Annotated in this window: 9 protein-coding genes; 5 read left to right on the top strand and 4 right to left on the bottom strand. The window is 65.1% G+C overall.

Features of this window, described 5'->3' with window-relative positions:
- Positions 1–28: 28 nt before the first annotated feature.
- The 3 genes from CX676_RS15470 to CX676_RS15460 all read left to right on the top strand — a co-directional run bounded on the left by CX676_RS15470 (position 29) and on the right by CX676_RS15460 (position 3,299).
- Positions 29–982: a hydroxymethylglutaryl-CoA lyase gene (locus CX676_RS15470; protein ID WP_101753414.1), complete on the top strand. Its 954-nt coding sequence runs from the start codon at positions 29–31 to the stop codon at positions 980–982.
- Positions 975–2,153 carry a CaiB/BaiF CoA transferase family protein gene (locus CX676_RS15465; protein WP_101753413.1) on the top strand — a complete coding sequence of 393 codons (1,179 nt, stop codon included), beginning with the start codon at positions 975–977 and terminating at the stop codon, positions 2,151–2,153. Before CX676_RS15470 ends, CX676_RS15465 begins: the two co-directional genes overlap by 8 nt.
- Positions 2,154–2,252: 99 nt before the next feature.
- The gene (locus tag CX676_RS15460; RefSeq protein WP_101753412.1) at positions 2,253–3,299 is read left to right on the top strand and encodes an AbrB family transcriptional regulator; all 1,047 of its coding nucleotides are present in this window, start codon (positions 2,253–2,255) and stop codon (positions 3,297–3,299) included.
- A 17-nt stretch (positions 3,300–3,316) separates the two neighbouring features.
- Here CX676_RS15460 and CX676_RS15455 read toward each other — a convergent pair whose 3' ends face one another.
- The 4 genes from CX676_RS15455 to CX676_RS15440 all read right to left on the bottom strand — a co-directional run bounded on the left by CX676_RS15455 (position 3,317) and on the right by CX676_RS15440 (position 10,968).
- The gene (locus CX676_RS15455; RefSeq protein WP_101753411.1) at positions 3,317–4,648 is read right to left on the bottom strand and encodes an HlyD family type I secretion periplasmic adaptor subunit; all 1,332 of its coding nucleotides are present in this window, start codon (positions 4,646–4,648) and stop codon (positions 3,317–3,319) included.
- Positions 4,645–6,585 (bottom strand): type I secretion system permease/ATPase, encoded by a 1,941-nt coding sequence (locus CX676_RS15450; protein ID WP_101753410.1) that lies wholly within the window; start codon positions 6,583–6,585, stop codon positions 4,645–4,647. Before CX676_RS15450 ends, CX676_RS15455 begins: the two co-directional genes overlap by 4 nt.
- On the bottom strand, positions 6,582–8,630 hold the full coding sequence (locus CX676_RS15445; RefSeq protein ID WP_101753409.1) for a hypothetical protein: 2,049 nt from the start codon (positions 8,628–8,630) through the stop codon (positions 6,582–6,584). Before CX676_RS15445 ends, CX676_RS15450 begins: the two co-directional genes overlap by 4 nt.
- Before the next feature lie 112 nt (positions 8,631–8,742).
- Positions 8,743–10,968, bottom strand: a complete 2,226-nt coding sequence (locus CX676_RS15440) for a hypothetical protein (protein WP_157935964.1) — start codon at positions 10,966–10,968, stop codon at positions 8,743–8,745.
- 570 nt (positions 10,969–11,538) lie between these two features.
- On the opposite strand from CX676_RS15440, the gene CX676_RS15435 reads away from it, so the two are divergent.
- Positions 11,539–12,231, top strand: coding sequence for a response regulator transcription factor (locus tag CX676_RS15435; RefSeq protein ID WP_157935963.1), 693 nt, complete (start codon positions 11,539–11,541; stop codon positions 12,229–12,231).
- 65 nt (positions 12,232–12,296) lie between these two features.
- On the top strand, positions 12,297–12,749 hold the full coding sequence (locus CX676_RS15430) for a hypothetical protein (protein WP_232816479.1): 453 nt from the start codon (positions 12,297–12,299) through the stop codon (positions 12,747–12,749).
- The last annotated feature ends 333 nt before the right edge of the window (positions 12,750–13,082 follow it).

Raw genomic sequence — 13,082 nt, 5'->3', positions numbered from 1 at the left:
TTGCCGCCATCACGATGGGGAGGACAGAATGGGCCAGAGGATCGCGGGCTTTCCCGACACTGTCATCATCACCGAGGTCGGGCCGCGCGACGGGCTGCAATCCGAGGCGGAATTCATCCCGACCGCGCAGAAGATCGCGCTGATCCAGTCGCTGCTGGATGCCGGGCTGCGGCGGTTCGAGATCACCTCTTTCGTCTCGCCCCGCGCCGTGCCGCAGATGCGTGATGCCGCCGAGGTGATGGCCGCCTTTCGCGACCGCGACGACGCCCATCTGACCGCGCTGGTCCCGAACCTGCGCGGCGCGTCGGCGGCGATCGAAGCCGGGGTGGATGCGATGGTGCTGTTCGCCTCGGCCTCGGAAAGCCACAACCGCAAGAACGTGAACCGCAGCCGCGCCGAGTCGCTAGCCGGTTTCGCCGAGATCGCCCGGTTGGCCGAGGGCAGCGGCACCGCCCTGCAGGGCGCCATCGCCACCGCCTTCGGCTGCCCGTTCGAGGGGGATGTGGCGCTGTCTGCCGTTCTGGATCAGGCCAAGGCCTATCGCGATCTGGGCATGACCCATATCACCCTTGGCGACACCACCGGCATGGCAACGCCGGCGCTGGTCATCGACTGGGTTCAGGCGCTGGCCGAGGCGCTGCCGGGCGTCGAGTTCGCGCTGCATTTCCACAACACACGCGGCGTCGGGCTGGCCTGCGCCTATGCCGGGCTGAGCCAAGGCGTGCGGCACTACGAATCGAGCATCGGCGGGCTTGGCGGCTGCCCCTTCGTGCCGCGCGCGACCGGCAATGTCGCGACCGAGGATCTGGCCTATTTCCTTGAGGAAAGCGGGGTCGAGACCGGCACCGATCTGGACCGGCTGATCGAAGCCGCCGCGCTGGCCGAACATCTCGTCGGACGCGAATTGCCGGGGCAGATCATGAAGGCCGGGCCGCGCCTCAAGACCGCATCCATGGACAGCGTGAGGACCGCCAATGGCTGAACTGGTGAAAGGCCCGCTGGACGGGCTGCGCATCATCGACCTGACAAGGGTGCTGTCAGGTCCCTTCTGCACCATGATCCTTGGCGATCTAGGCGCCGATGTGATCAAGATCGAGCCGCCCAAGGGCGACCCGGTGCGCGCGCAGGGTACCATGACCGAAGGTCATTCCGGCTATTTCGCCGGCTTCAACCGCAACAAGCGGTCGGTAGTGCTGGACCTCTACAGCCCGGCGGGCAAGGCGGCGCTGAGCCGGCTGCTGGCGGATGCCGATGTGCTGGTCGAGAATTTCCGCCCCGGCACGCTGGAGAAGCTGGGGCTGAGCGCCGGGGCCTTGAAGGCGCTGAACCCGCGGCTGATCGTGGCCAGCGTGAATGGCTATGGCAGTCAGGGCCCCTATGTCGACCGCCCGGCTTTCGACTTCATTGCCCAAGCGATGAGCGGCTTCATGGGCGTGAACGGCGCGGCGGACGGCCCGCCCATGCGCGCGGCCCCGCCAGTCAGCGATCTGGTGGCGGGCATCTATGCGGCCGTGGGGATCCTTGCCGCCGTGCAGGGACGCGAGCGGACCGGCAAGGGGCAGACGGTCGAGGTGGCGATGGTGAACGGGCTCTTGAGCCTGATGGCCTATCTCTCGTCGGAATATTTCGCCACCAACGAGTTGCCGCAGCGCACCGGCAACGATCATCCGCTAGTCTATCCCTATGGGTTGTTCCGCTGTTCGGACGGGCAGATCGCGGTCGCCAATTCCCATGACCAGATCCTGCGGCGCTTCCTTGATACGCTGGACCTGGGCTGGGTGATGACCGACCCACGCTATGACAGCAATCCCAAGCGCATGGCCGCGCGAGAGGAGCTGCGCAGCCTGATCGACAACCGCATGGCCGGCAATACGCAGGATCACTGGCTGGACGTGCTGAACGCCGCCGGCGTGCCCTGCGGGCTGGTGCAGGATCTGGCGCAGGTCTTCGCCGATCCGCAGGTCACCGCGCAGGAGATGGTGATCGAGACGCCGGTGCAGGACGGCCCAGCGCTGAAGGTGCTGGGCTTCCCGATCAAGCTGGGCAGCACGCCCTGCGCCCTCCATCGCCCGGTTCCCCGGCTTGGCGGCCATACCGGCGAGGTTCTGGCCGAGGCGGGGTTGAGCGAGGCCGAAATCGCCGGGCTGGGCTGAGGGCTGCGCGCCCCCGGGGCAATTGCACCTTTGGCTTGACCCGGCCCGCCGCCCGCCGCACATGCAGTTTGTGCAAGTCGCAGCCGAGTCGCAGCCGTGATGCCTTTTCCAAAGTTCCCGCGCGGCCTTGTCTGGGCCAGCACCACCGCCTTGCTTGCCCTTGCCGGAGGCGCCCTGGCCACGGCCATCGGCCTGCCTGCCGCCTGGTTGATGGGGGCGATGATCGCTGTCGGGCTGGCGGCCATCGCCGATCTGCCAGTCGGACTGCCGAACCGGCTGCGCGAGGTGGCCTTCCTGCTGCTGGGAATCTCGATCGGCTCCAGCGTCACACCTGGTATCATCGGCGAGTTGCGGGCCTGGCCCGGCAGCATCCTGCTGCTGTTCATCTCGATCGCGGCGACGATCCTTGTCTCCAGCACCTATCTGCAGCGGGTTCATGGTTGGGACCGGACGACCGCCCGCTTTGCCTCGATGCCCGGCGCCTTCTCCTCGGTCGCCATCATCGCCGCCGAAAGCGATGCCGACCTGCCACGGGTGATCCTGGCCCAGAGCCTGCGGGTCTTTACGCTGGTCGCGCTGATGCCGCCGATCCTGTCACTGGCCAATGGCGGCGCGGCGCCCGGCAGCCCTGCTGATCTGCCCGAAGTGAACAGTGCCATCGAGGCAATCTCTGTCTTTCTGGCCAGCGCCGTGCTGGCGCTGGTCCTGAACCGGCTGAAGGTTCCCGCCGGCACCTTCCTTGGTGCCATGGTCACCAGTGCCGCGCTACATGCGACCGGGCTGGTTCATGGGCGCTTTCCGCCGGCGCTGGTGATCCTCGGCTTCGTTGCCACCGGCGCGGTCATTGGCGCGCGCTTTCGCGGTACCACCCTGACAACGGTCATGCGGACCCTGCCCGGCGCCTCGGTCAGCATCCTGCTGGCGTTGCTCGTTTCGGCGCTTTTCGCCACACTTGGCACCTGGCTTCTCGGCCTGCCCTTCGGCCAGCTATGGCTGGCCCTCGCCCCCGGCGGGGTCGAGGCCATGGCGGCGATGGCGCTGGTTCTCAATCTCGAACCGGCCTTTGTCGGTGCCCATCACATCCTGCGCATCCTTGCCCTGAACCTCGTCGGCCCGGTCTGGCTGCGCGGCAAAGGGCGGAACTGAGGCGGCCTGGCGACCGCCTAGTTCTCGCGGAAGGCGCGCGACAGGCTGTCCTGAATCGGCTTCACCAGATATTCGGCGAAGGTCCGGGCATTGGTCTCGATCATCACCTCGGCCGGCATCCCCGGGGTCGGCTGGAAGCCGTGCACGCGCTGCAACTCGGAAGCCGGCAGGTCGATCCGGGCAATGTAGATTTCCTTCGGAATCCCGTCAGCCTCTGTCTTCAGCGCATCGGCCGAGACATAGACCAGATGTCCCTGCAAGACCGGCGTGGTGCGCTGGTTCAGCGAGGTCAGCCGCACCGAGGCCGGCAGCCCGACCTTGACGGAATCGATGTCCGTGCGCGAGATCTGGGTCTCGATGACCAGCGGCGCATCAACCGGCAGGATCTCGAGGATCGCCTTGCCCGGTTCAATGACCCCGCCCGCGGTGTGATAGTTCAGCCGGACGATGGTGCCCGAAACCGGCGAGGTGATCTCGGACCGTTTCAGCACGTCCTGCGCCTTCATCGACTGTTCGCGCACGCTGTCCAGATCGGCTTCGATCCCCTGGCTTTCATCCATCGCCGTCTGGCGGTGCTGGTTGCGGGTCTGTTCGATCTGGCGTTCGGCCTTGCGCACGGTCTCTTCGGTCTCGGCGATGATGCCGCGCAGGCTTTCGGCCTCGCCCTCGGCATCGGCCATGGCGCGGGACAGGGCATTCACTTCGCTGCGCCGCACCAGCCCCTTTTCCAGCAGCTGGCTGCGGCTGGCATGGTCTTCGCTGAGCAGGGCGAACTGTCGCTCGACGGCGACAAGCTGGCCCTGATAGCCGGCAATGCGCGATTTTCCGGCAGTGATGTTGCTGTCGAGGATGGCGATCTCGCCCTCGAGCTTGTCGCGGGCGGCGCGGAAGGCGGCCATCTGCTCGGACATGACCAGGGCGACACTGGGGTCATCCGCGCTTTCGGTCAGGAAGTAGGGGAAACTCATGGTGTCGGCACCTTCGGATTCGGCGCGCAGCCGGGTGCTGATCGCCTCGAGCCGGGCCCGGCGCAGGTCAAGCTCGCGCTGGTTGGCGGTGGCGGCGGTGCCATCCAGCTTGATCAGCGGCTGGCCCGCCGTCACGGCGTCGCCCTCGTTGACGAGAATCTCAGCGATGATCCCGCCCTCAAGATGCTGCACGATCTTGTTGCGCCCGGTGGCAACGAAACTGCCCGGCGCCATCACCGCGGCGGCCAGCGGCGCGCGGAAGGCCCAGGCCCCGAAGCCACCGAAGGCAATGACCAGCAACGCAAGCCCGAAGGTCAGGTGCCACCGAACCGAGCGGGGAACGCGGGCGTAAAGTCCGTCATGATCGGGCATCATGGTCATGCGGGTGCTCCACCTTGAGGGGCCATCGGCGGCTGCGGCGGACGCGGTGCCGGAGTGGCGGGCGGACGCTTGCGCTCGGCCAGCTTGTCCAGCATCTGGTCACGCGCGCCGAACATGGCGATCTGCCCGTCGGCCAGCATCATGATGTTGTCGACATCCTGCAGCAGCGAGTATTTCTGCGTGACCACGATGACGGTCATGCCGTCCTCTTTGGCCAGCGCCATCGCCCGCGACAGCGCCCGGTCGCCCGCCGTGTCGAGGTTCGAGTTCGGCTCGTCCAGCACCACCAGCCGGGGGCTGCCGAAGAAGGCGCGGGCCAGGCCGATGCGCTGTTTCTGCCCGCCCGACAGCGGTGCGCCGTCGGCGGCCACGATGGTCTCGTAGCCCTCGGGCAGCTTGGCGATCATGTCATGCACATCGGCCAGCACCGCCGCCTGGTAGATGTCGGCATCCAGCGCGTCAGCGCGCATCCGGGCGATATTGGCCTTGATGGTGCCGGGGAACAGCTGCACATCTTGCGGCAGATAGCCGAGGCATTGCCCCAGCTGACGCTGATCCCAGTTGCGCAGATCCATCAGGTCGAGCCGCACCGAGCCCGAGGTCGGCAGGATCGAACCGACCAGCATCTTGCCAAGCGTGGTCTTGCCCGCCCCCGACTTGCCGACAATGGCCAGCGAGGTACCGGGCATCAGCGAGAAGGTGATCGAGTTCAGCACCACCCGCTTGGTGCCATTGGGGACATAAAGCAGCCGCTCGACATCCAGCCGGCCCTCGGGATGGGGCAGATGCAGCCGCTGCGTGTTCAGCGGCGAGGATTTCAGCAGCGTCGAGATGCGCCCATAGGCGGCGCGGGACAGAAGCACGTTGTTCCAGCCCTCGATGGCGCCCTCGATTGGGGCCAAGGCCCGACCGGCGATGATCGAGGCGGCAATGACCATGCCGCCGGTGATCTCGCCCTGAAGCGCCAGGTAGGCGCCCCAGCCCAGCAGCCCCACCTGCGTCAGCAGGCGGATGGCGCGCGAGATGCCGGCGAACATGATGTTGCGATCCTGCGCGCGCACCTGCGCGGCCATAGAACCGGCGGCGTCGCGGCCCCAGATGGTGACGGCCTCGGGGATCATGGCCAGCGCGTTGATGATCTGCGAGTTCCGCGCCATCGAATCGAGATGCAGGTTCGAGCGGCTGAGATGACGGTTGGCCTCGGCAAACGGCGCGGCGGTGGCGCGCTGGTTGATGAGCGCAACGACCAGCAGCAGCAAAGCCGTTGCCATGACGATCAGGCCCAGATGCGGGTGGACCAGAAAGATTGCGAGAATAAAGAGTGGCGCGAAGGGCAGGTCAAGAAACGACAAGAGCGTCCCCGAGACCAGAAAGCTGCGCACCGTCTGCAGATCGCCAAGTGTCTGGTACTCCTGCCCGTTGCTCTGCAGCGAGGCACGCGCCGCCGCCGACAGGATCGGCGCCCCCAGCCGGGCCGAAAGGTCCACCGAACTGCGCAGCAGCATCCCCCGGCGGATCGCGTCAAAGACCACCTGCAACAGCACCGCGCCGACGATCACCACGGTCAGCATGATCAGCGTGTCGGTCGAGCGGCTGGTCAGCACCCGGTCAGAGATCTGGAACAGGTAGATCGGGATCGCCAGTACCAGCATGTTCGTCACCGCGCTGAACAGCGTCACCCCCAGCACATTGGCCCAGAGCCGCCGCAGGGTGGCGCGCAGGGTGCCGGCAATGTCCGGATCGCTGACGCGCTTGTGGAAGGCGAGACCCCCCGGCCCTTTCGGCGCGGGCAGGTCGGGCAAGCGGCCCGCCTGCTGGTCGATGGTGGGCCCGGTGCCCATCTGCGCCGCTTTCGATGGCGCGCGTCCACCCTCGGGCGGGTCCACGCGCATATCGGGCTCCAGCCGCAGCTGGTCCTTGGTCTTGTCATGGGTCATGCGAGCACGGTTTCCATTGCATCGGCAGAGGGCGCATGGTCGGCGCCGATCGGCCGGAACTCGATATCGTCCATCTCGTCGGTCAACATGCCTTCGGCAAGGAACAGCACCGCCTCGCTGGCCAGCGCCCCGCCCTGCGGCATCAGCGGCGCATCGGTCGAGATCAACTCGGCCTGGTGCAGCAGGGCGTCGGAATAAAGATGTCCGCCGGCATAGATCGTTGAATCAACGCCAAACTCGGTGATGATCGCCGAGTTCAGCAGCACGTTCGAGCCGCTGACCACGCTCATCTCGCCCGGGCCGTCCATGAATTGCTGTCCGTAGACCTCGATCTGGTCGGCGTCGCCCAGCACATTGGTCTGGCGAATGAAGTTCAGCGAGACCAGATCACCCTTCACATGCAGCACCCGCACGAGATCGAGATCGCGGAAGGCCGGGTCGTTCAGCAGGGATTGCGGCAGGGTGAAGGCGCCATCGGCTGCGTCGGCCAGAAGCGCATTCTGCCCGGCTGACGTGGCCTGAAGGCCGGTCTCGCCGATCTGGTTGATGGTCGCGTCATTGACCAGGAGGTTGTCGCCCGAACTGATCGCTGCCTGACCGCCGCTGACCATGATGCGGTCGTCGTCCAGCAAGACGTTGGTCTGCAGAACCGCGTTCAGGTTGATCACATGCCCGTCGATCACCATGAGGTCGAAGGCGGTACCAAGCTCGGTCAGCGAGACCTGGTTCAGCGCGCCGTTCTCGCCCATCATGTAAAGGGTCTTCTCGCCCATGATGGTGATCGCGGTCACATCATTGTCGGATACGAGATTATACTGCTCGATCCAGTTGCAACTGATCAGGCTGCCCTCGAGCGTTGCCGTCACCCAGTATTGCGGCGCTTCTCCGGTTCCGTCCGGGATGGGAATCGGGTTCGAGACATTGGCATAGCTGGAATAGTTCAGCGAAACGGTGGGATCTTCCCCCCCTGCGACGGCGGGGGTCGTGTTGCCGGACACGGAATCCGTATCACTCCAGACATTGGTCTGGCTGATGACGTTGTAGCTGTAGGCGTTGCCACCTGCGACCACGACAGGCGCCGCGAACCAGGCGGCGGTGACATGGGCCTCGTTGACCAGGGTGTTGTTGCCATGGACCATCTCGTGATCCGGGCCGTCGTCATCATCCGCATCGCCGGGACCCGCGACCGCGCCAGAGGCCGTCTGCGGACCATCCGAGCTTCCTGTGTCGGCGGTCTCGTCCTCTTCCTCGTCGTCCTTGTCGCGGTAGTCGGGAAAATACTCGGAGATGTCGGGACGCTCGTCCACCGCGACGCCGTTCAGATACTTGCCCTCGACCGCATCGCCGCGCAGCGTCACACTGATGCTGCCCTCCACATCCACCGGGGCGCCATCGCCCTTCTCGAAGAGGGCCTGAAAGGTCTGGGCGATCTCGTGGTACGAGCCTTCGTTCGCGGGCATGCTCACGTCCAGCGAGACCCCAAGCTGCGCTGCCTGGTCCAGCAGGCCCTCCAGCCTCGCGGCAATCGCCTCGGCACTGACCACGCCACCCTGCATCTGGTCGACATTCACCATGTCATCATCGTCGATCCGGTTCCACTGAACCACGACCACGGCCACGGACTCGGGCGGTTGCAGGATCCAGTGCGGCGTCGTCACGTGAAAATCGACCGGCGGGGGCGGTCCATAGGGCACCATATGCGGGGCAACGGAGAACAACTTCTGCAAGTCCAGTGACGGGACCGCGCCGACCGCATCGGCGGGCATGTCCTGAACAATCGGTGAGGGCGGGAAATAGGGAGCCTCGGTCGATACCTCGGGAGGCTTGACGCTGGGGGGGGTGTAACGAATGCTCGGCGTGAGGTCGCGCAGATCGAGCGGGGCTTTCGTCACCAGGTCCAGCGGCTCGATACCACCCGGATCCACATCGATCTTCAACGCGGCAAAGCGGTCGTAATCGACCCACATCCGCCCGCGTTCCTCGGTAATCTCGAACAGTCCGATGAAATGCCAGATCGCCTCGTCGACGGGGTTGATTGTCAGCATGATGACGACCTTCCTTGACTTGGCGGTCCCGCGACAGTGGCGCAGGGACTTCCTTCAAATTCGATCCTGCGCGAAGGGACTCCGCGCAGGATGTTTTCAGTCAGGCGATCACTCAGCCCAGATCGTCGTCGCCGACGTTGGTCGAGTTCAGATCCCCGCCAACCACGGTCATGTCGACCGAGTTGCCCAGGATGTTCGCGCCCATGACGATGCTCTGGTTGAACGCCGTGGTATCCACCAGCGCGTCGGCCGAAGCGGTCGAGTTGCCGGTGACATAGCCGTCGTCACCATTGCCCGAACCCCAGCTGCCGGCATCGGCATAACCGCCGTCACCCAGCATCACCTGGCCACCAGCACCGCCATTGCCGCTGTCAGTGTTGATGCCATCGCCGCCGTCGGCCATGCCGCCGGTCGACCAGGCGCCGCCACCGGCACCGCCCATGGACCAGGCTTCGCCGCCAGCACCACCTGCGCTGTCGGCCGCACCGCCAGCGCCACCGGCACTGTCAGCCGCACCGCCCGTACCGGCACCGCCGGTATTGGTGCCACCGTCGCCGGCACCGGAGCCATCGGCACTGCCACCAGCGCCACCGGCGCTGTCAGCCGTACCTTCGCCCATGCCACTGGCTGCGCCCGACATGGCCGCACCGGCCGCTGCTGCGGCATCGGCAGCCGAGGCCACGTCAGCCATGCCATCGCCGCCATCGCCGCCATTGCCGCCGAGCCCGCCATAGCCGCTGTCGCCGGCATTGCCACCGGTGCTGCTATTGGCGCCACCATTGCCGCTGTCGCCGCTGGCACCGCCGTTGCCGCTGTCGCCGCTGTCACCGCTGGCACCGCTGCCACCGCTGGCACCGCTGTCACCGCTGAAGCCGCCGGGCGCGCCGTTGCCGCCCTCGGCATCACCGAGGCCGCCGCCCGGTCCACCCGGTCCGCCCGGTCCGCCCGGACCCGTCGGACCCGTGGGACCCGTCGGGCCCGTGGGACCCGTGGGACCGGTAGCGCCCGAGTCGCCCGTCGCACCCGTTCCGCCGCTCGCGCCGCCGTCGCCGGTGTCGCCACCGTCGCCCGTGCCGCCACCGTCGCCACCGTCACCGGCACCGCCCGTGTTGCCACCGACGCCGAGGCCAAGCGCACCGGACAGGCCAAGCGCACCGGCATCGCCGCCCGCGGCATCACCGCTTTGGCCGGCACCGAGGCCCGCCGCCAGCGCGCCCGAGGCACCGCCATCGGCCGAACCACCAAGGCCGACACCCAGGCCAACGCCAAGCGCCGCGCCGCCGTCACCGGCGCCACCGTTCGCGCCCGAGCCGCCACCGGCGCCGCCGTTCGAACCCGAGCCGCCACCGGAACCACCGGTCGCACCCGAGCCGCCACCGGCGCCCGCGTTCGAGGTGCTGCCGGTCGCCGAAGCTTCGGCGCCTTCCGCCATCGCGTCGCCGCTGCCGCCATCGGCCGAGCCGCCGCCGCCGCCAGCGCCGCCGCTATTGGCGGCGTTGATGCCTTCAGCCGAGGTGGCCGTGCCGCCATTGGCGCTGCCATTCTGGTTGAAGTCGGCATTGTTCGAGACGGTCGGATCAGAGAGCGTGTCCTGGTCGTCAAGGTTGGCGGACTGCGCCGCCAGGTAGCTGCTGCCGCCGCCACCGTTGAGGACATTGTCGAAGCTCATGTCGCTCTGGGTGCCGATGCCGACAGAGCCGTCACGGTTGACGATCAGGTCGCCCATCGTACCGGTGCTGTTGTCGAGATCGATATCGGCGAAGTCGTCATCCGACGGCTCCCAACCATCGAGATCGAGGCCAACGCTGACATTGGTTTCAACATTGGTCGCCACGTCGGTGGCCACGTCGGTATAGTTGTTGGCCTCGTTGGTGGCGCTGTTCGAGGCGTCGTTCGACGCATCGTTGGAGGCGTCATTCGATGCGTCGTTCGCGGCGCTGTTCGAGGCGTCATTCGCGGCATTGTTCGCGGAATTGTTGCTCGAGTCGTTCGCGGCCGAATTGGCCGCCTCGTTGCCAGCCGCGTTCATCGCGCCGTTGCTGGCCTCGTTCCCCGCCGCGTTCTGGGCGGCATTGGCCGCCTCGTTGCTGGACGAGGATTCCGAGTTGTTGCTGTTGGAGTTCTCGTTCCCGTTGCTGTTGCTGTTGTCGTTCGCATTGCTCTGGGACTGGTTCTGATCCTGGCCCTGGCCCTGATCTTGGCCTTGCCCCTGGTCCTGACCCTGTCCCTGGTCCTGCATATTGGACTGGCTCTGGGACTGGGACTGATCCTGACTGGGATCGGCGGGGTCGCTTTCCAGCGGGAAGGCGAACAGGTTCATGTTACGGCTGTCAGCCATTTCACTAGCTCCTGTCGGTGGGCAGGTCCGGCCAAGACATTCGCAAGCACGTGTGCCTGCCCAGTTACCGGTGACTGAACAGCAAGCCGATTCCGATCGCCGAGCGCATGCTCACCGTCACGACGGCGCGACCGTCTTCGTCCTGCTGGTAATCCGGATGGCCCGCCTGTCACCTTGAGCGGATCCGGCTGGAGGGTGGCGGACATGCCGCTTCACCGACCACGGACCAAACTACCCCTCTGTCCCCGCCGCGGCCTAGCCGCACGAACAGTCTAGACCGTGACGCCCCGAGTGGGGGATGGAATCACCCTGCCGGGTATAGCCGCCGGTCGCGCAATAGGCCGGGACCGGTCCTGACGAGCTAATTCGATCGGCTAGGCTGGGATAAGCCATTCGCACAGGTCGCTTATTTTCTTCGGAGTTACATTCAAATTTTTGGCGCGCAATCTTCTTTGAATGCTTGCTGGATATGTTATAGTCGACCAATAGATAAAAATTTAATGAGCCAGAGCGGAAGCATTGATGACGTCCCCCCCGCCGTCCGCAGCATGGCCAACAGGGAAAATGACGATGAACTTGGTATCCTATGACGACGAATCCTTCGCTTCGGCCTCGCCTCTTCCGATCAGCGCAGCCGAGGTCATGTTCGTCGGGAATCAGTGCAATTTCTCGGGCAGCCTGATCGCCGCGACTAGCCAGGAGCTGGGGCAAATCACCTCGGCAGTGCTTCATTCCTTTGCAGAATTTCAGAAATTCGTCACGCAGACCGGCTTGGTCCCCACGCTGGTGATTCTTGACGAGCCGACGATTCGGAACCTGTCCGAATCGGATCGCGGCTTTCTTCTGGGCCTCGACGGCCTGTCGCTGGGGATCGCTTTCAGCAGTCTGGTGTATGGCGCAGATTTTTATTCGAATAACAACTTTAAGGCGAATACTGTAAGTATTTTCCCGTTAAATGTGCGACTCGATATCTGGCTATCGATCATCAAGCTGATTGCCCATGGCGGCAGCTATGTCAGCCCCGAGGTTTCGGCTCACCGCGAGGTGGCCGCGCCACCGGCGCCAAGCGGAGAAAGCGGATTGACCCAGCGCCAGCTTGACGTGCTGCAACTGGTTGCGGACGGGCAGTCGAACAAACGGATCGCGGCCAAGCTTGGCCTGTCGATCCACACGGTCAAGTTGCATCTGCACAATGCGAGCCTGCGCCTTGGCGCCCGGAATCGCACCGAAGCCGCGATGCGCTATCGTTCCCTTAAATCGTGACCCCGCCCTCCTCGCCCGAGTCCAGCAGCCCACATGAACCCAGTCTGGACAGCGTTCTGCTGCGCGTGGGGCGATTGAATTATGCCTGGAGCAATACCGAAAGCCTGCTGGTTCATCTCCTGGCCGGACTGACCGGCATGCAGAAGGATGCGGCTGTGGTGGTCTTCCTGTCGGTCAACTCGACGCGCGGCCGGATCGAGATGGTCGAGCGGCTTGGGAAACTCCTGCTGAAGCCCGGCCCCGAGTTGCAGGAATTGCTGGATCTGACCACGCGGTTCTCGAAACTCTCGGCGGTACGCCACCGGTATAATCACAGCATCTGGTCATTTCAGGAGGACGGGTCGATCTCGACCATCCTGATGCGCATCGCCGACCGCCGTGACCGGATTCGCATGGGACAGAAGCAGCTTCTTGACGAGGATCAACTCGCCCGGCTGGATCAAGATCTGGAGATGATGTCAGAGCTTAACCGCAACATCTGGCAATTTCTGAAAAATCGCGGATATTCTGTAACGTGAATGTAAAGATTTTCTGAATCGAATATCTGTGCAACCCAAGGATTATCCCTCGGATATATGCGGACCAATCCGGTTTTGGCTCATATGTGGTATCTCATCACCGCGCGGACTTTCCTGCACGCCCTGTCCGAATGGCTGGGTCGGTCACGAAGTAGCCCGAATTCAGGGCCGCAAGTTTGGATAAGATTAACATAAATCAGTTGCAGTTCTGCACTCTGCGCAAATGCACAATGAATGCAAAGACCAAGCAGCGATCGTGCCGCAGCGCAGCGATAAGATCATTTGCCTGACGGCACCCTGCGGACATAGGGTTGCACCACCGGTCTCGCGGCG

The sequence above is a fragment of the Paracoccus zhejiangensis genome (genome assembly GCF_002847445.1).
Lineage (GTDB): Bacteria > Pseudomonadota > Alphaproteobacteria > Rhodobacterales > Rhodobacteraceae > Paracoccus > Paracoccus zhejiangensis.
Note: the sequence above shows the minus strand (reverse complement) of the source record. Positions and strands in the feature narration are given on the sequence as shown.

Bases quoted from the DNA above. Each gene is read 5' to 3' on its own strand.
- CX676_RS15440 (WP_157935964.1), bottom strand. From the start codon at position 10,968: ATGGCTGACAGCCGTAACATGAACCTGTTCGCCTTCCCGCTGGAAAGC.
- CX676_RS15460 (WP_101753412.1), top strand. From the start codon at position 2,253: ATGCCTTTTCCAAAGTTCCCGCGCGGCCTTGTCTGGGCCAGCACCACC.
- CX676_RS15470 (WP_101753414.1), top strand. From the start codon at position 29: ATGGGCCAGAGGATCGCGGGCTTTCCCGACACTGTCATCATCACCGAG.
- CX676_RS15465 (WP_101753413.1), top strand. From the start codon at position 975: ATGGCTGAACTGGTGAAAGGCCCGCTGGACGGGCTGCGCATCATCGAC.
- CX676_RS15445 (WP_101753409.1), bottom strand. From the start codon at position 8,630: ATGCTGACAATCAACCCCGTCGACGAGGCGATCTGGCATTTCATCGGA.
- CX676_RS15450 (WP_101753410.1), bottom strand. From the start codon at position 6,585: ATGACCCATGACAAGACCAAGGACCAGCTGCGGCTGGAGCCCGATATG.
- CX676_RS15455 (WP_101753411.1), bottom strand. From the start codon at position 4,648: ATGACCATGATGCCCGATCATGACGGACTTTACGCCCGCGTTCCCCGC.
- CX676_RS15435 (WP_157935963.1), top strand. From the start codon at position 11,539: ATGAACTTGGTATCCTATGACGACGAATCCTTCGCTTCGGCCTCGCCT.